Source organism: Thermonema rossianum DSM 10300 (genome assembly GCF_000426825.1).
GTDB classification, from domain to species: Bacteria; Bacteroidota; Bacteroidia; order Cytophagales; family Thermonemataceae; genus Thermonema; species Thermonema rossianum.
On record NZ_AUGC01000015.1, the window covers coordinates 3,289 to 24,294 of the forward strand.

A 21,006-nucleotide genomic window follows, 5' to 3' on the forward strand; every position below is an offset into this window, starting at 1 on the left:
CAACTGAGATTTTCCATTACCGGCAAACGAGGTCAATGCCATTCCTCCTGTAAGAAGACACAAAAGAGCTATCTTTTTCATCTTTTTACTGAATTTAGTTTACAATAATACAACCCCACTTTTACACCGTGGGCCAGGTACCCTTTCAGGGAGTAAAGACGGTCATTGAGCTGCGCAGCGGGAAGCTTCCCTTCTTCAATAACCGTTGCAAAGAAAAAAAAAAAAAAACGAGTCAATACTTACAATGTATTTTTTCCATCCACAACCATCAACAAAATACTTTCTTCGGGGCAGCATTTTCAAAAAGCCGCCCGTCTGATTATATTTGTGAAAGACCCTTCAAGATTATGAGCTTAGTAAGCCAAAACATACGCTACTTGCGCCGTCTGCACGGCTATACTCAAGAACGCCTTGCCCAAGCCATAGGCATCAAACGCTCGCTGCTGGCAGCCTATGAAGACGGACGTGCAGCGCCCAACTTAAAGAACCTCGTGCGTTTTGCCCGCCTCTTCGGCATTACTGTAGATGAGCTCATCACCATAGATTTGGCAAAGGTGAAGCGTGCGGCAAGTGTGGTGCCCGAAGGTATTCCCAAAGAAGGCGCACCTGCCCCCGAGGCACCTCTTTTTGAAGAAGAAACGGAAGAAGCAGACCCGGCAGAAGACGACGACGAACCACAGTGGTTGGAAGACGATGACGATGACTTCCAGGAACCTCCGGCACCCCGCTTCAAAAAAACAAACAAAGGGCACAGCGGCAAATATTTGTTCGACGATGATACGGAAGAAGACGAACCCTCTTTCAATAAAAGAAGCACGCACGAAAAGAAACGCCCTTCGGCTACCGAGCGCTATCCTACCTTAGACGAGTTGTTTGAAGACAGCCCTGTCAGTACTTCCGCAGATATACCTTTGGTGCGCAGCCATCAGCTACCCGACTATTTGGCTTATTTTGAAAACAATGACTTCGTGCAGGCACTGCCCAAAATACAACTCAGCCTGCTGGACCGTGGCAAGCAATACCGTGCCTTTGAGAGTACCGAAGAGATGGGCTTTAAAAATGCCCTGTTTATAGGTGAATATACCCGCAACTGGTACCGCCTGCACGACCGTACGCCCTGCCTGCTGCTTACCCAACGGCACGGGCTGGTATATGGGCAAGTAGAAAATCACCTGCGTGACAAAGGCTACCTGCTCATGCTCGATGGTGAATGGGAAGGCATGCGTTTCAACCTGCGCGAAATCTTTGAAATATGGCAGGTTGTCCTGTTTATCAGCCGCGAAGTGCCCATGCCTTCGGCACAAAGCGAAGAGCTGATGGACATGTGCATGCACTTACAAAAGCAATTGCAACGTTTCTTGAAAAAATAAACCGAAGTATCAACAGCTATGAACCGTTTACAAGATGTGTTCTTGCAGAAGCAAGGCAATTTATTGAATGTGTATTTTACTGCCGGCTATCCCACCCTCCACAGCACGCGCCCTCTGTTGCGTGCACTGCAGGCAGCCGGCGCCGATTTGGTAGAAATAGGCATGCCTTTTTCCGACCCTTTGGCTGACGGCCCGGTCATACAAGACAGCAGCACCCAAGCTCTGAAAAACGGCATGACCCTATCGCTGCTGTTCGAGCAGCTGGCCGGCATGCGCGATGAAATACAGCTGCCGGTTTTGCTGATGGGCTACCTCAACCCGGTGATGCAGTATGGCATGGAGCGCTTTTGTGCCGACTGTGAAAAGGTGGGCATCGATGGTCTTATTTTACCCGACTTGACGCTTGATGAATATGAGCGTGAGTTCAAACCCCTTTTTGAAAAGCATGGTTTGGCGGCTGTTTTCCTGGTTACGCCACAAACCGACGAAGCGCGCATCCGTAAAATAGATGCCCTCAGCAATGCCTTTATTTACTTGGTATCGACAGCCAGCACCACGGGCACCAAAAACGCCGCCCAATCTGCCACCGAAGCCTATCTGCAAAGAGTGGCTTCCATGCAGCTGCAAACCCCTGCAATGGTGGGCTTTGGCATCAAAGACAGAAGTGGTTTTGAGTTGGCTTGCCGCTATACCCGGGGCGCCATTGTGGGCTCGGCGTTTATCGATGCACTGCAAGGGGCAAGCGAAGAGGACTTCCCGGCGCTGTGTAAAAGCTTCGTAGAGCGATTTAAATCGCCGGTATCAACCACTTAAATGGTATTTAGCAGAAGGCTTTGCTCTTTACAAGCAGTGTTGCACAAAAAAAGGAAGGAGTACTCCTTCCTTTTCTCTTTTTGGGGATGTTACCCAAAGATAGGCTTCTTGCCCAAGTTATGTCGATTCCGGTCTTTCCGTTCCCACGGTGTGAAAAGAGGCTTGTCATTTCGAACTTCACGTAGCATGCCATCTCAAACGAGCGAAGGGAGTGAGCGATCTCAATCCTGCCAAGCTACGAGAAGCAATAGATTTCTCGCTTGCGCTCGAAATGACAAAGAAGAAAAGCCTCAAAAGGATGGAACCTTCCTATTTTCAGGCTATACATATTCTCTTCTTAATGCCGCTTATTCTTCGCTTCCTTCCGATTTCTTCTTTGTAGTGCGCTTACGGGTGGTTTTTTTCTTAGGCTGTGCTTCTTCGGCTGCCGCTTCTTCTGCCAGGGCTTCTTCGGTAGCTTTTTTCTTGGTGCTTCGCTTGCGCTTGGGCTTTTCTTCAGCTGCTTCGGCTTGCTCCTCGGCAGGTTTTTCTTCTTGCGGGCGCTCCAGCACTGCCGGTGCTTCTTTCAATAAGATTTCATACCACTTCAGCAGCTTGCGCACGTCGGAAGTAAACACACGCTCACGGCTGTATTGGGGCAGCACTTCGGCAAAGAAAGCCATTACTTCTTCATCACTGCTTGTTTTGTGATGCACGGGCAGCTGCTCACCATATTTTTCTTTCATGGTATAAAGCACCTCTACCAAAGGATAAGCCCCTTCGGCATCATCGGTATAGAATGTAATTTCTTGCAAGATGGCTACTTTTGCAGATGGCCCCAAGGGAAGCTTCTTTTTTTGCGCGTCGAGGCTTTCCACCAAAATACCATTGCGCATAGGCTTCAATACGCGATAGAGCCCGGGCTTTCCGGTTACACAAGCAATTTCTCTGAACTCCATAGAATCTTGTCTGTTTATGACTTCTCGTTTAATTAGCTCACAAATTTAATAATAAAACGCAGAGTAAGCGTTTCTTACTCTGCGTTTTTAAGTTGAAAAGGCGCTTCTTAAATACGGATGGCGTCGTCATTGTCGGTGCTGTCGTCGTCGAAGAAGCTGATATCGATGCTATCTTCTTCGCCCACGGGCACTTCGTTGAACAAAAATACATACACAATCTTGGTATCGATTTCCAGCTTGCCGGCCATCATCTGCACAGGATGCACCTTGCCTTCGGCATCAATGACTTTGCCGGTGACGCTCTGAGTAAATGACTTGTAACTTAGCTGAAAGCGTCGCTGGCGCAAGTCTATGATGTTACTGTAGTTGGTCTCTATAAGGATGTCCACAGGCTGCCCTTCCAACTCCATGCGGCGGTAACCAAAGCGCTTCAATACATAACGGTTCACTTTGGTAATGATAAAACGCTCGTTGGTAAGGATGATGCCCTCGTAAATGCGATTGATAATGCTGCGGTAAACATGTGCTTCTTCTGCAACGGCATTGAGTTTTTTCTCCAGCTCGCGAATCCACTGATCGTATTGCTGCACCTTGACCTCCAGCTCTTTTTCTTTGTTTTTGAGCTCTTCGGCGTATTTGCGTGAAGCCTCCAGCAGTTTTGCGTTGCGTTCGTTGGCGCGCACCGCCGCAATGGTCGAAGCAATACGGCTCGAAAGACGCTCTATGAACTCTATTTTATCTTCTTCTATGATGCGGATGGCGGCCAGCTCAATCACGCCCACAATACCGGTGGTATCGCTTTGCAGAGGCACCACCAGCACGTGTTTGGGCTTGCCTTCAATGAGGCTGCCCGTGATGACTTTGGGATAATCTTCCGGTATGTCTGTCAAACTTATTTTATCGCCTTCGCGCCAGGCGGCCCCCACAATACCTTCTCCCCATGCCACTTTTTTCTTCAAGTGTTTGGGGCGCCCGTAAGCATAGCTTGCTTTCAATTCCAGATAAGGGGGCTCTTCTTCATCGTTCACAATAAAGAGCGCGCCCATCTGACATTCGGTGTATTCTACCAAAGTGGAAATGATTTCATAAGCCTGCCGTTCGAGGTCGTTGTAGTTGGAACGCAAAATTTCGCCAAAGATGGCCAAGCCTTCGGTTGCCCACTTACGCTTGGCTTCTTCACGAATATATTCTGCCAGTTTTTCGTCGCGGCTTTTGGTTTCTTCCACACTTGCTTTCAGCTTGGTGACCATGGCGCTGAAGTTCTTGGCTATTTCGCCCACTTCTGTTTCATCGTCGAACTCAGCCAATGCCTGCGTAGCTTCTTCGTTGTTGATGTCTTCGGTCACGGTAGAAGTAATGGCATCGAGACGACGGATAGGACGGGCCACGGCATAGTGCTGATAGACAGCTACGGCCACGCCCATCATGAGCAGCAGCAACAGGGCGGAACCAAAGATAAGCTTGGCGCGCCACCAAAGCGTGTCGATATGGCGGGCGGTGCTTCCGGCCAGCAGGCGGCTGTCGTTGTGCAGCTGAATCATCCATTGTTTTGCTTCGGCACGCAAGCCGCTGTTGTCATCAAGCCCTATTTGTTTTTCCAAGGCCACTGCCCTGCCAAAAGCTTGCAGGTAATCGTTCAGGTTGTCTTTGATGGTCATGCGCAAGGCTGAATTCATGTTTGCCGGCAGGGCAGCTTCCAGCTCTTGTGCTGCCTTTTCTACCCTACGCACCAAACGGGCATCTTTTTTTAAAAAGAAGTCTTTTTCATAGTGGCGCATTTTCTCAAACAGCGCCAAAGCCAAAGTGTCCTGCTCTTTGAGTATAAGGTGCAGCTTACGCGCAGCCACATGCATTTGTCCCAGGGCACCGCTTGTCACAAATCCTTTTTCTTTGACACGCTCCTGCAGGCGGGCAAAGGTTTTGTCAAAGGCACGCCATTCGGCGCCGGTCCGGCTCAAAAGAGAATCGACGCCCAGCTCTACCGCCATGCGCTCATGTTGCACACCTTCTTTCTGTTCCAGCTGTGAGAGCAGGCGGTTGCCTTCCTGCTTCACTTTTTCGTATTCGAAGAGCACATGGCTTTTGCCGGTTTCCATATAATGCTCGTTGCGCTGCTCTGTTTCCAGGAATGCCTGCATAAGCGCATAGGCTCGATGAACATGGGCATTGAATTGCTCGCTGTGGGACTTAAAATCTTCATAGTGGGCAATATAGCGCACATAGAAAAAGGCAGCCCCCCCTACTGTCATGCTTACCAACAGCAGCAGCAGTGCACTTACCCACAATTTTGATTGAATATGCCTAAATTTCCACATACATTGCTTTGTTTTACTCTATCTCTTCTTCAAAACTGTAGAAGTTGGGATCCAAGGATACCGATTGCCGCCGGTATGCCTGCACAAACCAATCAATGGCAGGCACGTCTATGGCTTCCTTATTTAAATATACGTCTATTTCTTCCAAGCAGTTCGCTTCATCGCGATAAACCTCCACACTTTCCTGTACTTTCACTTCGCCTTCTTCTATCAACTCCTGCACTATTTCATCATACAAGGCCTGTGCTTTGGCTTGCATGGCTTCGGGCAGCTCGGCAAAAGCTTCCCATCCACGCCAGGCAGGCATCAGCGCTTTCAAACGCATTTCGGCTTCTTCGTGCAGCTGATAGTGGTAGAGTGTTGCCAAGGTATGCATCACCGCATCGCACACCCACTCTTTCCCTTCTTCATCGCGGCGCAAGAATAGTATATGGGCATACAGGCCGTCGTCTTCAGGTTCAAACTCGGGATGCCAAATCCATGTTTTTTCGCCTGTCTTCAGCGGCTCGAGCCAATGTGTTTCTATTCTGCTTGTTTCCATTCGTTCAGTCTTGTAAGCAATTGAAATTTAGGCATTTTACAAACAAACTCCAAATCTACCCAATTTATGAACAAAAGCGCAAGCGAGCATTCAAAAAACTACCATTCCAAAGGCTTTTTTTCAAGGAAAGCAGCGATGCCGCGGCGGCAATCATCGGTTTCGCGTGCCATGGCATTCATTTGGGCTGCATACTGCAAGCCTTGTTCAAGCGTACGTTCCTGTATTTCGGCAATCATGCGTTTGGTAAGCTCCATGGAAGAAGCCGAATTTTGTGTGCACAGCTGCAAAGCATAAGCTTTCACTTCGGTTTCAAGACGGTCTGCCTCTACCACACGATGCACCAAGCCCAAAGCCAGTGCTTCTTGTGCATCAATCAAGCGCCCCGAAAGCAGCAGCTCTTTGGCACGCCCCTCGCCTATCTTGCGCAGCAAAAACAAAGAAACGATAGCCGGAATAAAACCTATTTTCACCTCGGTGTATCCGAACTTGGCTTCGGGCACGGAAAAGGTTACGTCGCAGACGGTAGCCAGCCCGCAACCTCCGGCAATGGCATGCCCCTGCACTTGGGCTATCACCGTTTTTTTGAGCGTGTAAATCTTATGAAACAGCGCTTTCAGACGCGAAGAATCGGCCAGGTTTTCTTCATAACTATTTTTTTGAAGCTGCTGCAAATAAGCCAAATCGGCGCCGGCACAAAAAGCCTTGCCTCTTGCACGCAACACAACCACCTTTGCCTGCTCATCTTCTTCGGCACGGCAAAAGGCTGCATACAAAGCTTCTACCATTTCATCATTCAGCGCATTGCGCTTATCCGGGCGATTCAGCGTGATGTAAGCAATGCGCTCCGACACTTCATAGAGTACCATCGATTCCATATTTTTTCTTTTTAAAATTCAATACCAAATAAGAAAAACACAACAAGAGGTGCAAACCAAAGGTTTTACCACACTATAGGTGTTTGCCCATGAGCGCGGAGGTAAGCATTGGCTTTGCTAAAATGGCGGCAGCCGCGAAAACCTCGTGCCAAGGGCGAAGGATGCGGGGCTTCCAGCACCAAGTGCTTGGTTTTGTCTATCACCCTGCCTTTTTCTTGTGCATAACGCCCCCACAACAAAAACACCAAATGCTCTTTTTGCTCCGAAAGCGCTTTGATGACCGCGTCGGTAAATTGCTCCCATCCTTTGCCGCGGTGCGAACCGGCTTCACGCGCCCGCACCGTCAAGATGGCATTGAGCAGCAAAACGCCCTGCTGCGCCCAACGCTCCAGATTGCCCGATGCGGGCGGCGGTGTGCCCACGTCTTCGTGCACTTCGGCAAATATGTTGCGCAATGAAGGGGGAATGGGCACCCCATCGTTCACGGAAAATGCTAAGCCATGAGCTTGTCCCGGTCCGTGGTAAGGATCCTGCCCTATGATGACCACTTTGGTTTGGTCGAAAGGACAGGCCTCAAATGCCCGGAATATCTGCCTCCCCGGCGGATATACCGTGTGCTTGCGGTATTCTTCCTTGACAAACTGCACCAACTCATGAAAATACGGCTTGCTAAATTCCTCTTTAAGGGCTTCTTTCCAAGAAGGCTCTATTTTTACGTCTATGGCTTGCACGATACACGGTCGTTTGAATGCAACATTTTAAAGGTCAAAATTAAAAAAAGCCCGGGCATTGCATGGAAAGCGCTCACACACAAGCCAAGTTTCTATTGACAATGGCAGGAAAATTTTGCACAAATCATTGAATAAGTGATAAAATTTTGCTTTTTTTGAATGCTTCAAAACCTATTATAAAACAAAACAACTATGAGTTTAAACACACTGACTGAACGAATGAAAACCCTTTTGGGCGACAACAGCTCGCTGGGCTCCACCATCAAGTTTGTAACCGATGCAGGTGTGGTATATGTAGATGCCACCACCACCCCGCCCCAAGTGCACAATGAAGACAAAGAAGCGGAATGTGTGGTGGAACTTTCTGCCAATGATGCACAAAAACTGTTGGATGGCGACCTCAACCCCATGGGCGCTTTTATGATGGGCAAGCTGAAAGTAAAAGGCAATATGGGCATTGCCATGAAGTTCATGCAAATTGTCGGCTAAAGCCGTGGCATGCTTCCGTTCAATACATTTAGTATGCATTCCTAACTTCAGCCGCTGTGGTGACCACAGTGGCTTTTTTATTGTCTTTTTAGTGGCAAAAAATTGCTTCTCTGCTAAGAATTTTTATCTTTTGTTTTTGTTACTACAGTAGCATGAATGAACGATTAAACTTAAAACATGAATACTATGGACCTGCAAAAGTTATCACAAGAGGTACGCCGCTCTCTTGAATCGGGCGGCAAAAAGTATGATTACTATTCACTGCCTGCAGTAGAAGAGAAAGGCTTTTCTGTTCGCCGCTTGCCTTATTCCATCCGTATATTGCTGGAAAATGCCCTGCGCAATTTCGACAACTTCGGCATTACCACCGAGCACTTGGAGACATTGCTCAACTGGCAAGCAGCCGGAAGCGACAAGGAAATTCCTTACAAGCCGGCGCGCGTCTTGATGCAAGACTTCACGGGCGTGCCTGCCGTCGTCGATTTGGCTTCGTTGCGCTCTGAAATGCAACGCAAAGGCAAAGACCCGAAGAAAATCAATCCACTTATTCCCGTGGACCTGGTCATTGACCACTCCATTCAGGTGGAATATTTCGGTACGAGCTATGCCTTCCGCCGCAACGTGGAGTTGGAATACGAGCGAAACAAAGAGCGCTACCAGCTGCTCAAATGGGCACAAAAAGCCTTTAAAAACTTTTCGGTAGTGCCTCCCGGCATGGGCATTTGCCACCAAGTAAACCTCGAATACCTCGCCAAGGGCGTCATGGAAAAAGATGGCGTGCTCTTTCCCGACACGCTGGTAGGTACTGACTCCCACACGCCCATGGTCAATGGTATTGGTGTATTGGGCTGGGGCGTCGGTGGCATAGAGGCAGAAGCTGCCCTGCTGGGACAACCCATTTACTTCCTCACACCGCAGGTCATAGGCTTGAAGCTTACCGGTGAGCTGCCTGCCGGCACCACCGCTACCGACCTGGTGCTGACCATCACCCACTTGCTGCGTCAATTCGGGGTTGTGGGCAAGTTTGTGGAAGTATTTGGCGACGGGCTGGATAAGCTCACCGTTCCGGATCGTGCGACCATCTCGAACATGTCGCCCGAATTTGGCTGTACGGTTACTTTCTTCCCCGTAGATGACCGCACGCTCGACTATATGGCTCTGACCGGACGCCCCGACGAGTGGATACGCGTGGTAGAAGACTACTGCAAAGCCAACGCCCTGTGGCGCAACGCGCAAGACCCCGTAGAGTATTCACATGTGCTGGAGCTGGACTTGGGCAGCGTGCAACCCACCGTTTCAGGTCCGAAGCGTCCGCAAGACAAAATCTTGGTAAAAGACCTGAAAGAAAGCTTCAAAAAATTATTGAAAGAAGAGCATCAACGCGATTACATAGAGCCCGAAGAGCGCCAAGAGAACACATGGCTTAATGAGGGGGGCAGCCAAACGGCATTTACCGACCACCCGCAGTACAAGCCCGCCGGTGCCGAAGTAGCCGTTGAAGAAGTAAAGAACAAACAACGCACGGTACGTGTCCGCCTCAACAATGAGGAATATCTGCTGAGCGACGGTGCCATTGTCATTGCTGCCATCACCTCGTGCACCAACACTTCGAACCCAAGTGTGATGCTGGGTGCCGGGCTGGTTGCCAAAAAAGCCATTGCGCGTGGTTTGGATGTGAAACCATGGGTAAAAACAAGCTTGGCGCCCGGCTCGAAGGTAGTTACCGATTATCTGGAGCGCTCCGGCTTGCTGGAAGAGCTCGAAGCCCTGCGTTTCCACGTAGTAGGCTACGGCTGTACTTCTTGTATTGGTAACAGCGGTCCGTTGCCTGCCCCCATTGCCGAAGCTATTGAAAAACACAACTTGGTGACGGCCAGTGTGCTGTCGGGCAACCGCAACTTTGAGGCGCGGGTGCATCCGCAGGTAAAAATGAACTTCCTGGCTTCGCCTATGCTGGTGGTGGCTTATGCCATTGCCGGACGCGTGGATATAGACCTGCTCAACGAGCCCTTGGGCTATGACCCCAACCTTGAACCGGTGTATTTGAAAGACATATGGCCTACCCAAGAAGAGATTTTCGAGGTAATGAAAAAAGTAATTACCCCTGAGGATTTCCGTAAAAACTACGGGCAGATATTCGAGGGGGACGACTTGTGGCAGTCTTTGCCGGCTCCTACAGGTGAAATTTATCAATGGGACGAAAACTCTACCTATATACAAGAAGCCCCCTTCTTTAAAAACCTGCCGGAAAAGCCCGAGCCTATCGAGTCGCTGGAAGGTGCACGCGTGCTGTTGTACTTAGGCGACAGCGTTACCACCGACCACATATCGCCTGCCGGCTCGTTTAAGCCCGACTCGCCCGCCGGCCAGTACCTCACCGCCAAAGGCGTGCAACCCAAAGACTTCAACAGCTACGGTTCGCGCCGTGGTAACCACGAAGTGATGATGCGCGGCACTTTTGCCAATGTGCGTATCAAAAACAAGCTGGCAAAACGCGAAGGCGGCTACACCACCTACCTGCCTACGGGCGAAGAAATGACCGTCTTCGATGCGGCAATGAAATACCAATCGGACGGCACCCCGCTGCTGGTACTGGCAGGTAAGGAGTATGGTAGTGGCTCGTCGCGCGACTGGGCGGCCAAAGGGACCTACCTGCTGGGTATCCGGGCAGTGATAGCCGAGAGCTATGAGCGCATCCACCGCAGCAACCTGATTGGCATGGGTGTGCTTCCGCTGCAGTTCAAAGCGGGCGAATCGGCGGCAAGCTTAGGGCTCGACGGCACCGAGACCTTCAGCATTGAAGGGCTGGATGACAACATCAAGCCGCAGGCTGTTTTACGCGTAAAGGCACAAAAAAGCAATGGCGAAACCATCGAGTTTGACGTCATTTGCCGCCTCGATTCGGAAATAGAAGTGGAATATTACCGCCATAAAGGCATATTGAACTACGTGCTGCGGCAGTTCTTGCAAGAGGCGTAAACATATGCTATGCCAAGCCCCTCACATGAGGGGCTTTTTTGTTTTTTGTTTGCCCCAATGGAAATGCCCATCGGAAACGGCTACGAAGCTGTTTTCTTAGGCATGTTCAACGAAACCAAGCGGGACTGTTATTTCAAGGGTCACAAAGCCTGTCATTTCAAATCAAATTTAGCTTGTCATTTCGAACCGAATGCAGCTTATCCTTTCGAACGGGCGAAGCATAGCTTGTCATCTCGAACGAGCGAAGCGAGTGAGAGATCTCATCAAACCAAGCGACAAGAAGTAAACGAGATTTCTCGCTGCGCTCGAAATGACAGACAAAGGAAAAAGCGAGAAACAACAAAGCAGGACATTTAAAATGACTAAAGGATGAAAACAAAACAACAAAAGCGAAGCAGGAAGGAAGAAAAGACGAAATGAGCAAAGGCTTAGAATAAAAAAGCCCGGACCAAGCCGGGACAAATGTGTTTCATAGAAGTTTCAGGTCATAAAATGCAATACTGCTTTGATCTTCTTTATCGAACACCGCTATCATAGATATAACGCTTTGCTCCTCACTTATTTGTCTTTTGTAGAGAAAGATAACATACGAGTCAGACTTCTGGTCGATGGCATTCATCACCCACACTTCCCTTGATTCCGCTTCATCTTCATCTTCATTTTCCATCTTTTGCGCATCAAGGATAGCAAAACGCCAATCCACATTATTGCCGGTAATTCTAAGTATCGAATTGTCTATGTCGAGGCGAATAACATGACGCACACGGGAAGAATCCAATATTTCACCTTCGATGCTAACTACGGCAACGCCATCCGAAATAAGAACCACTTGCTGCGCCCGGGCGTGCTGCCACGGCCTTTGGCACAAAAGCGCCACCACAAGGAAAGTTACCAAACGAATAGCTGCTGTCATGGCTGTGTGTGTTTTATTTGAACATACACACAAAAGAAGGCATTTTCACCTTCCGCCATGCAGCTTTGCAAGCTTGTTAGCGGGGTTCGCAACAGAAAAAAGGTGCCGCAGAGGCACCCTCATTGCTTCTTTAATTCAAAAATTCCAGGCCGACATCATCGAAACGCACCGCGGGGGCATTGATTTCCTCGCTCCACAGGTAAACGACAACCTCCAAAGTCTCCCGGTTCTTGATCCGGTACATTTCTATTACCATAGAAACGGCTTTGCCGGTAGTAGTAAGCAAAGAAGCATAAAAAGCGTCTGTGTATTGCTCTGCGTTTGCGGGGGGCGGTCCGATGGGCTTATGATCTTCCTTGTGATCCATGGAAAGCAGTACCAAGGAGACAGGCAACGAATCACCTTCTATGTAAAACTCTGCTACTCCCCGGCTTATATTCAATATCCATATCGAAGATTGCTCTACAGACATGCTTAGCGCATTGCCGGATTGCCCGGTATTTGCTTCTCTGAAAGAGGAGGCAGCCAAAAAAATCACTTTCTGACCACGATAGGCATCAAGAAGCGAATCAGATTCTGCCTTTTGCTCGCTTTCATGCATATCTTCCGGAATTTGCCCCCAAGCAGACGGCACACACATCATGCTCAAAGCCATACAGATGGCAGTAACAAACCGGTGAAGACATTTCAAGTTCATATGAATGACATTTATATTGTTTGCATACCAATGTTTATACATGGAAGTTATTTATCCGGCTGATTAAAGAAGCGACACATAAACGCTGCCAAAGCAAAACAAGGCTTGGTCAGTATCCGGCAAATAACAGATTAGGCACACAGGACGTTTTTCACCGGATTCTTTTTTAGAGTATGTCTCCAAGATTTCCCCCTCATCCATGAGAAAACGTGTTACATCGCAAAAACTGCCATCATTTAAAAGAGCTTTTCCAATACTGATTTCATTCAAATTTTTTTCAAATAACAGCTTACCATCGTAATAGACTCTTAGCTGCCCGGTCTCTATGTTGAGCACCCAGCGCATAGAGACTGCTCCGGGTCCTTTGACAAACTCTCTCCGGGTAATCGAAGCGGCGTCCAAGGAGCCGGTAGCATTGAATGTTATTTTTAAAATGCCCACAGAGTCAGCGCTCATCACCAAGGTGCTGGCTCGCCCCTTACGAAGGGAGTCAAGCAAGGCGACTTGCGCCTGCGCCTGTTGCACCCAAAGGGAAGCAGAGGCAAGCAACAGGAGGAGAAGAAAACGAATCGCTTTCATGGCTATATGTATTTTTGAGTGAAATCATACAACAAATAAAAGCGTTTCTCCCCCTGAGGCTGCCTCTTTGCAAGCTTGCAATCAAACAGCTGGGTGCTCCATGCCGGAACCGGCAGACACTTGTTCTTGCTTCACACGCTCCACCCGGTACACATCCGTACGGCGGTCTTTGAGGTTGCGCACACTGCCGTACTGATGCAGTTCACGCAGCAAGTCCAAGTCCACGTCGGCAATCAATATCATCTCGGTATTGGGGGTGGCTTCTGCCTTCACGCCATTGGCAGGAAAGGCAAAGTCGCAGGGCGTGAACACCATCGATTGGGCATACTGAATATCCATGTTGTGCACTTTGGGCAGGTTGCCCACGCTGCCGGCAATTGCTACGTAACACTCATTCTCAATGGCACGCGCCTGTGAGCAGTGGCGTACACGCGAATAGCCGTTTTGGGTGTCGGTGAGGAAGGGTACAAAAAGAATTTGCATGCCTTCGTCCGCCAACAGGCGGCTAAGCTCGGGGAATTCTGAATCGTAGCATATAAGGATGCCTATCTTGCCACAGTCGGTGTCAAAGGCACGCAGTTGTTTTCCTCCTTCCAGCCCCCAAACCTTTGCTTCGTCGGGGGTCACGTGTATTTTTTCATATTGCTCCACCTTACCATTTCTGTGGCATAGGTGCCCTACGTTCAGCAACTTGCCTTCGTCTGTAAGCAGGGGCATGCTGCCCGTGATGATGTTGATGTTGTAGCTGACAGCGAGCTCTGAAAAGCGCTGCGAAATCACCGGTGTATATTCAGCCAAAGCGCGGATGGCATCGGCCTCGGACAGGTGGTTGTAAGCAGCCATCAAGGGGGCGTTGAAGAACTCGGGGAAGAGGGCAAAGTCTGCACGGTACGCCGACAGTGCATCCACGAAGAATTCGGCTTGCTGCATGAGGTCGTCCAGTCCTTTGTAGAGGCGCATTTGCCATTGTACCAGCCCCAAACGCACCACCGTTTTGTTCAGTTTGGGTTTTCGCTGCGGCGGCGTGTAATAGATATTGTCCCATTCCAACAAAACGGCATATTCTTGCGAAGCTTCATCACCTTCCAGATAGCCTTTCAGCACCCGTACCACATGGAAATCGTTGGACAGCTGAAAGTTCAGCACGGGGTCGTGTATTTCTTTATGCTTTACTTTTTCGATGTATTCCTTGGGGGTCAGCTCATTCGCATATTGATGATAGTTGGGAATGCGTCCGCCAAAAACTATCTTTTTGAGGTTCAGTTGTTCACACAGTTCTTTGCGGTAGTCATAGAGGCGCCGTCCCAGACGCAGGCCGCGATAGTCGGGGTGAACAAACAACTCAATGCCATACAACACATCACCATCAGGGGTATGGGTATCGAAGGTGTAATTCCCGGTAATTTCACGGTAAGTGTGATGCTCTTCGGCCAAGTCGTCTTCTACAATAATGGCAAGGGCACAGGCAGCAAGCTTGCCATCGACACGCACCACTACCTGCCCTTCGGGAAAGAGTTTTACGAGGCGCTCAATATGGCGGCGTTGCCATACGCCCGGCATGGAAGGATAGGCTGCGCGCATGGCTTCGCTCAGGTCTTCATAGTCTTCTATACGTAAAAAATCGAGTTTTACATTGTCAATAGAATGCATAAAAAAAGAGGTTGATTGATTGTTTCAATATAGAAAAAAAAGTGGTTTTTACAAGCTGCGTCCTGCCCGGAGGCGGCTTTTTTGTTTTCGTTCAGTGAAAAAAATGTAGCTAAGCGGGTCAGGAAGTTATTTCCTTCCAGATTTGCAAAAACTCATTGAGCATCATGGCAGTGGCGCCCCATATGACATGCTCTCCTACACGGAAACAAGGGATATGGTACGTTTGCCCTTGCCACCGGCGCGGGTAGGTGTCGCGGCAAGTATCGAAGCGGTGCAAAGGGATTTCCAATATTTCGGCCACTTCGGCGGGTTCCGGTGTAAAAGCAGGTGTATAGTCTATCATTGCCACCTGCGGATAGACCATGAAATTGCTTGGGGGGATATACAGCGGGCTTAGTTTTCCTATCACCTGCTCCGGCGACACAACCACCCCCACTTCTTCGGCTGTTTCGCGCAGTGCCGTATGCACATAACCGGGGTCGGTCTCATCTACTTTACCGCCGGGAAAAGCGATTTGTCCGCTGTGCACACCGGGGTATTTTTGCCGCACGATGAAAGGCATATGCCAGCTGCCGTGTTTGGGATATAAGAGCAGCAGCACCGCCCCCAAGCGTGCACCGGGTGGTGGGGGCAGGTCGCGCGGCTCCTTGTCGGGGAAGCGCTGCGGAGGGGCCATGTCTATATGGGCACGCCAGCCCGGCAGCGGGCCGCGCAGTGCCTGCCATAGTTGCTTTTTCAGATGCTCCGGGGGCGGTTGTGGCTGTCTGTTTTGCATCAGAACTCGGCGTTACCGGGTGTACGGGGGAAAGGAATCACATCACGAATGTTGCCCATGCCGGTGATGAACTGCACAAAACGCTCCAAGCCCAAGCCAAAGCCACTGTGAGGCACAGAACCGAAGCGACGGGTATCGAGGTACCACCACATTTCTTCGGTAGAGATGCCCACTTCTTCCATGCGGCGCTTGAGTTTGTCATAGTCTTCTTCACGCTGCGAGCCGCCAATGATTTCTCCGATACCCGGGAAGAGCACATCCATGGCACGCACGGTCTTGCCGTCGTCGTTCTGCTTCATATAAAAAGCCTTGATTTCTTTGGGGTAGTCGGTCAAGATAACCGGCTTTTTGAAGTGTTTTTCTACCAGATAGCGCTCATGCTCTGCCTGCAGGTCAATGCCCCATGATACAGGAAACTGAAACTGATTTTTCTTGTGCGGCTTCGACTGCAGCAATATATCGATGGCTTCGGTGTAGGTCAGGCGCTCGAAAGCATTTTCTACCACGAAGTTCAGTTTTTCGATGAGCGGCATGGGGCTGCGCTCTTCTTGTTTCTTGCTCTTTTCTTCGTCGAGCAGGCGCTTTTCCAGGAAAGCCAGGTCATCGGCGCAATGCTCGAGCACATGCCGGATGACGTACTTCACAAAGCGCTCTGCCAAATCCATGTTGTCGTGTATGTCGTAAAAGGCGGCTTCGGGTTCTATCATCCAGAATTCTGCCAGGTGGCGGGTTGTGTTCGAGTTTTCGGCACGGAAAGTAGGACCGAACGTATATACACGCCCCAAGCCCAAAGCCATGAGTTCGGCTTCGAGCTGCCCGGAAACAGTCAGGTTCGTCGGGCGCTCAAAGAAGTCTTCTTTGAAGTTTACTTCACCGTCTTCGGTCAAGGGCGGGTTTTTGGGGTCGAGGGTAGTGACCCGGAACATAGCCCCTGCCCCTTCGGCATCGGAAGCCGTGATGATGGGCGAATGCACATAGAAGAAACCTTCTTCATGGAAGAACTTATGGATGGCATAGGATACATGATGACGGATGCGAAACACAGCGCCAAAGGTGGTGGTACGGGCACGCAGGTGTGCGTTTTCGCGCACAAACTCCAATGAGTGTTTTTTGGGTTGGAAGGGATATTTTTCCGGATCGGCCGGTCCCAGTACCTCTATCTCTTGGGCTTGCACCTCCACAGCCTGCCCGCTGCCCTGCGAAGGCACCAGCTTGCCCAACACCCGCACCGAAGCGCCGGTATGCACGTCTTTCAGCTGCTCTTCGGGGATTTGGTTCAAGTCAACGACCACCTGTATGTTGTGAATGGTAGAGCCATCGTTGACAGTGATAAAAGCTACTTGCTTGCTGCCTCTGCGGTTGCGCACCCAGCCCAATACTTCCACGCTCTGCTCTTGTGGCGCCATGGCCAATAGCTCTTTGATGGTTGGTTTTGCCATAGTCTGTGTATATGTTTTTAATTGCCTCGTTTGTAAAATCTTTTCTACGCTTAGGGGCTTAAAGTTAGTGCTTTTTGAAGAAACACAAGCGGTGCCGGCGGGGAAAGTACGGTTTGGCGCTTCCGTCCTTTTCCATTACAAGCTTGCCAAAAAATGTGTAATATTTTGGAAAATCATTATTTTGTCATGCGACAGGGTACACCGTTGCCCACTACCACACACATAAAGGATTGAACCCATGATTGACAAAAATCGCCCCCGTGCGCGCGTGTTACGCCTTTTGGTGCTGCTTATTCAAAGCCCCTATGTCTATACGCTCAAAGAGCTGGCAGAGAAGATGGGCGTCAATGAGCGCACCATAAAACGAGACTTGGAAGAGCTGCGCAATGCCGGTTTTGTTGTCGATTATGACCGCAAATACCGCTATGCGCTGCGCACAGAAGAGAAAGGCAAGGAGTTGCGCGACCTGCTTTATTTTTCCGGCGAAGAGCAGGAGATGCTCTATCGTGCCATAGACAGCCTGCCTTTGCAGGCAAACAAAGCGCGCCGCTTGAAAGAAAAACTGGGCTCACTTTATGATTTCCATAAACTGGGCTTGCTGGCCTACCCCAAGCCTTTTTTAACCAAAATAGAACGCCTGGCAGAAGCACAAAAGCAAAAACGGCAGGTGTTGTTGAAGAACTACCGTTCGGTCAACTCCAACGAAACGAAAGACCGCCGGGTAGAGGTATTCGAGCTGCGGGCAGCCGAAGACCTGTGTTTTGCCTATGACCTGCACCGCCAAGGCAACCGTATTTTCCGCCCTTCGCGCTGTGGCGAGGTGGTGGTACTCGATGAACCATGGCAATATGAACATAAGCACCGCCCCCTGCCTACCGACCCTTTCCTCATTGTAGATGAGGACCAAGTAACGGTGGATGTCCGCCTGAAAACGGGCGGCTATAATCTGCTCATAGAGCAGTTTCCGCTTTGCACCCAATATTGCGAAAGGATAGATGCCGAAACCTATGCTTTTCGTTGCAAGGTCAATCATCAATTTATAGGGCTGACCAACTTCCTTTTGGGCAATCATGAGCACGTCATCGATATTGTGGCACCCGGTGAGCTGGTGGCACACTTGCAGGCACAGTTTGAAAAAATGGTTTTTCTGAAAAAAGGTGAAAAAAATTTTTGAGGTGGGACAGTTTTTGTCATACCTGCAATAGTAGATTTACTTCCATCAATCACAGATAACCAAATAAAATCATCGCAATGAGAATTCAGCTGACACTACAACATTCGAATGAAGCCAAGGTGGATTTCAACTATCAGTATCACCTGTCTTCATGGATTTACAAGACACTGGCACAAGCCGATGGCGACTTTGCCGAATGGCTGCATCAACAAGGGCACGTCTATGGCAAGCGGGCATACCGTCTGTTTACTTTCGGCAAGCTGCAGCCGCGCCGCTACGGCGTTGACCGGCAAAGTAAAATGCTGGTGCTGAAAGAAGCCCCTACCACCTTGACGCTCTCGTTTCATGTGCCGGACACCCTGCAGCACTTCGTAACCGGCTTGTTTGAACATCAACGCTTTTCGCTGGGCAGCAGGCATTACCATGTGGACTTCGAGGTGCAGACGGTGCGTATGCTGCCGCCACCGGCGTTCAAAGAAACGATGCGCTACCGCTGCGAATCGCCCATTCTGATAAGCCGCCTCTACGAGGGCAACCCCTATCCGCAATATCTGGCACCGGACGCACCGGAATATGCTTCTCTGCTGCTGCAAAACCTGCTGCGCAAATGGCGTGCATGGCAGGGCGTCACGGTGCTTAGCAATGAAGCGCCTCTCGAAGAAAGCATGCCCTGCCACCTGCCCTTCGATTTCCGCCTGCTGAGCGAGCCCCGCTCCAAGCTGCTGCGGGTCAAAACCACCGACTTGCGTGGCTATGAGTTCAGCTTCGAACTGACTGCCCCCATCGAACTGCATGAAATAGGATACTACGCCGGCTTCGGCGAAAAAAATGCCGCCGCCGGCATGGGTATGGTGCAGGTGGTGCATGATAACGATTAGAAAACAGAAAACTAAGAAAAAATATGATTACCGAAATTGTCAACTTTGTAGCCTCCCTTGAGCCTGAAGTCTTTACTTGGGGTAAAAAACTCAAAAAAGGTTTATACTTCCGTTTGCGTTTAGATGAAAATGGCACCCCGATTCAGGATGAGGTGCAAGTACGTGCTTTCAGTGCGGGAAAAAAGGAAGATATAGATGAGTTTTTAACATGGTGCATGGCAAGACAAGCACTCAGCAAGCATTCGTTTTCAGCAAACAGAAGCTTTGACTCAAGTAAAAAGATATTTATTTATACCGCATCACCATTTGCTTTTGGATTCAAAAAGAAAAGCCTTAACAAAGCATCGAAGAAAGATATAGAGTCAAGCTTAGATAACTACTTCAGGCGTGCGAAAGAACTCATTGACCCTGAAAATCAAAATCAAGTCAAATGGGCTAAAAACTTCGAGAAATTCTGTAAAGAATCGCTCTTTGATTGGCTTTCTTTATTTCCAGAATATAAGAAAATAGACGATGACACAGAGGTTTGGATTTTCTTGGATAACCCCAGTCTGGAAGATTACCGATTAACACGTGAAAGATATTTACAAGAAATGGTTTTGCTTAAAAGTGAAACCATCAACGAACAGACGCTTGGCATATCAGACAGCATTAGCAAGTTTACCGATAAGAAAATATTTATGGCACATCAGTCTGCTCCATTCTTCTATAACCGGAGAATTAAAGAGACAGAGGGTCGGGCTGTGTGGCAATTCTTTGAACTTCAAAAGAATGGTGTTTTTCCCAATCCACTACCTATCTTCATAGATAAGAAAGAGTTGAATGGTGAAGTAGTAAGACTTTACAATAATGATGAAAAAAAGTTGAGTTGGCATGAGATTATCAAGCGCTTGTTTGAATACCACCAAAGCGACCTTTCAAATTATTACCTAATATTCTTTGAAAAAAAAGCAATAGCAGACATAGATTTTGTATCATCTTTTAGTTATCGTATTGATAACATAACCATCAGCAACTTCTTTAAAAGTGCCAAGAAAAAGGTAGCAGATGTTGCTGACATTAAAATCACTAACATTTTTGAATTTGAGCTAAAAATAGCCAATACCATTTTTGACGGGCAACTCATCAAGAATAACCGCTCCATGTATTTTGCCAACATAGAACCCAAGCATATGTCCGATACGATTTATATTCTGCTACTAAAATATAGAAAAGCTTTTTATGACTATATCTACAAATCCAGAAAACAAGCCATTACCTGGCTTATATTCCATGATATCATGCGGCAAAGCATATTGGATCTCATTCGTCGGGATGAAGATATGAAAAATGACAAAGCTATTCGAGAGAAAATGGACATTTGGTTCAGTCTCTACTCTTACTTTGAGCATTCTAACCAAAATAAGATCGATATGATAAACAAAACAAGAGAAGTACTCAATCACTTGAAGCAAGCAGTTAGTTCAGACAACCAGGCGGTCATTAGAAATGACGATGATTTCGCCTTTGCTGCTGGTCAGCTTATACGTTACTTGCTGCAACACAGCAAGTCTGCACAGCGCACACACGCTCTACTTGAGCCATTTCTACAAAAAGCAAAACCGGAACAATTGAAGCTTGCGATTGCGAAAACGTTTGATACTTACAAACATGAAATCACATTGTACAGTGGTAACACACGGTATGCGTTCGATAAGCTAATGAGTGAGGTTATGGGATATACTACAGACGCCCGTGACGTAAAAACACTCATGCCCATGATACTGGCAGGCTATTTTGCTCCCTCAGTCCTTTTTAGAGACCCAAGCAACGAAACAAGTGAATCGTCCTTAATTAATTGAAAAATAGTA

Annotated in this window: 18 protein-coding genes; 7 read left to right on the forward strand and 11 right to left on the reverse strand. The window is 48.8% G+C overall.

Annotated features, from left to right (window positions below; genetic code table 11):
• Window positions 1-347: 347 nt before the first annotated feature.
• On the forward strand, window positions 348-1,370 hold the full coding sequence (locus tag K384_RS13905) for a helix-turn-helix domain-containing protein (RefSeq protein ID WP_084147204.1): 1,023 nt from the start codon (window positions 348-350) through the stop codon (window positions 1,368-1,370).
• 18 nt (window positions 1,371-1,388) lie between these two features.
• Window positions 1,389-2,183 (forward strand): tryptophan synthase subunit alpha, encoded by a 795-nt coding sequence (trpA, locus tag K384_RS10265; RefSeq protein ID WP_038032052.1) that lies wholly within the window; start codon window positions 1,389-1,391, stop codon window positions 2,181-2,183.
• Between the two features lie 347 nt (window positions 2,184-2,530).
• Here the strand turns inward: trpA and K384_RS10270 are convergent, their stop codons facing one another.
• From K384_RS10270 to ung, 5 genes are all read right to left on the reverse strand, one after another.
• On the reverse strand, window positions 2,531-3,121 hold the full coding sequence (locus K384_RS10270; protein WP_038032055.1) for a DUF5606 family protein: 591 nt from the start codon (window positions 3,119-3,121) through the stop codon (window positions 2,531-2,533).
• 107 nt (window positions 3,122-3,228) lie between these two features.
• Entirely contained in the window at window positions 3,229-5,436 is a 2,208-nt protein-coding gene (locus tag K384_RS13470; protein ID WP_051633319.1) for a GAF domain-containing protein, read from the reverse strand.
• Between the two features lie 13 nt (window positions 5,437-5,449).
• Window positions 5,450-5,977: a hypothetical protein gene (locus K384_RS10280; RefSeq protein ID WP_038032057.1), complete on the reverse strand. Its 528-nt coding sequence runs from the start codon at window positions 5,975-5,977 to the stop codon at window positions 5,450-5,452.
• 98 nt (window positions 5,978-6,075) lie between these two features.
• Window positions 6,076-6,852 carry an enoyl-CoA hydratase/isomerase family protein gene (locus tag K384_RS10285; protein WP_038032060.1) on the reverse strand — a complete coding sequence of 259 codons (777 nt, stop codon included), beginning with the start codon at window positions 6,850-6,852 and terminating at the stop codon, window positions 6,076-6,078.
• A 65-nt stretch (window positions 6,853-6,917) separates the two neighbouring features.
• Entirely contained in the window at window positions 6,918-7,574 is a 657-nt protein-coding gene (ung, locus tag K384_RS10290; protein ID WP_038032112.1) for a uracil-DNA glycosylase, read from the reverse strand.
• A gap of 201 nt (window positions 7,575-7,775) precedes the next feature.
• Between ung and K384_RS10295 the strand changes: the two genes are divergently transcribed.
• Both K384_RS10295 and acnA read left to right on the forward strand, forming a co-directional pair.
• On the forward strand, window positions 7,776-8,072 hold the full coding sequence (locus K384_RS10295; RefSeq protein ID WP_038032063.1) for an SCP2 sterol-binding domain-containing protein: 297 nt from the start codon (window positions 7,776-7,778) through the stop codon (window positions 8,070-8,072).
• A 186-nt stretch (window positions 8,073-8,258) separates the two neighbouring features.
• On the forward strand, window positions 8,259-11,051 hold the full coding sequence (gene acnA, locus K384_RS10300) for an aconitate hydratase AcnA (protein ID WP_051633320.1): 2,793 nt from the start codon (window positions 8,259-8,261) through the stop codon (window positions 11,049-11,051).
• Window positions 11,052-11,520: 469 nt separating this feature from the next.
• On the opposite strand, the gene K384_RS10310 is transcribed toward acnA, so the two are convergent.
• The 6 genes from K384_RS10310 to asnS form a co-directional block, all read right to left on the reverse strand.
• Window positions 11,521-11,964, reverse strand: coding sequence for a hypothetical protein (locus K384_RS10310; protein WP_038032066.1), 444 nt, complete (start codon window positions 11,962-11,964; stop codon window positions 11,521-11,523).
• A gap of 130 nt (window positions 11,965-12,094) precedes the next feature.
• Window positions 12,095-12,661 (reverse strand): hypothetical protein, encoded by a 567-nt coding sequence (locus K384_RS10315; RefSeq protein WP_038032067.1) that lies wholly within the window; start codon window positions 12,659-12,661, stop codon window positions 12,095-12,097.
• 63 nt (window positions 12,662-12,724) lie between these two features.
• Window positions 12,725-13,240: a hypothetical protein gene (locus K384_RS10320; protein WP_038032069.1), complete on the reverse strand. Its 516-nt coding sequence runs from the start codon at window positions 13,238-13,240 to the stop codon at window positions 12,725-12,727.
• Window positions 13,241-13,321: 81 nt separating this feature from the next.
• Window positions 13,322-14,890 carry a bifunctional GNAT family N-acetyltransferase/carbon-nitrogen hydrolase family protein gene (locus tag K384_RS10325; protein ID WP_038032071.1) on the reverse strand — a complete coding sequence of 523 codons (1,569 nt, stop codon included), beginning with the start codon at window positions 14,888-14,890 and terminating at the stop codon, window positions 13,322-13,324.
• A gap of 118 nt (window positions 14,891-15,008) precedes the next feature.
• The gene (locus K384_RS10330; RefSeq protein ID WP_051633321.1) at window positions 15,009-15,665 is read right to left on the reverse strand and encodes an NUDIX hydrolase; all 657 of its coding nucleotides are present in this window, start codon (window positions 15,663-15,665) and stop codon (window positions 15,009-15,011) included.
• On the reverse strand, window positions 15,665-17,104 hold the full coding sequence (gene asnS, locus K384_RS10335) for an asparagine--tRNA ligase (protein ID WP_038032072.1): 1,440 nt from the start codon (window positions 17,102-17,104) through the stop codon (window positions 15,665-15,667). The genes K384_RS10330 and asnS overlap by 1 nt, the downstream gene beginning before the upstream one ends.
• A gap of 238 nt (window positions 17,105-17,342) precedes the next feature.
• Between asnS and K384_RS10340 the strand changes: the two genes are divergently transcribed.
• The 3 genes from K384_RS10340 to K384_RS10350 all read left to right on the forward strand — a co-directional run bounded on the left by K384_RS10340 (window position 17,343) and on the right by K384_RS10350 (window position 20,997).
• On the forward strand, window positions 17,343-18,278 hold the full coding sequence (locus K384_RS10340; RefSeq protein WP_038032073.1) for a helix-turn-helix transcriptional regulator: 936 nt from the start codon (window positions 17,343-17,345) through the stop codon (window positions 18,276-18,278).
• Between the two features lie 77 nt (window positions 18,279-18,355).
• Window positions 18,356-19,156, forward strand: coding sequence for a CRISPR-associated endoribonuclease Cas6 (cas6, locus tag K384_RS10345; RefSeq protein ID WP_038032075.1), 801 nt, complete (start codon window positions 18,356-18,358; stop codon window positions 19,154-19,156).
• A gap of 23 nt (window positions 19,157-19,179) precedes the next feature.
• The gene (locus K384_RS10350) at window positions 19,180-20,997 is read left to right on the forward strand and encodes a hypothetical protein (protein ID WP_038032076.1); all 1,818 of its coding nucleotides are present in this window, start codon (window positions 19,180-19,182) and stop codon (window positions 20,995-20,997) included.
• Window positions 20,998-21,006: the final 9 nt, after the last annotated feature.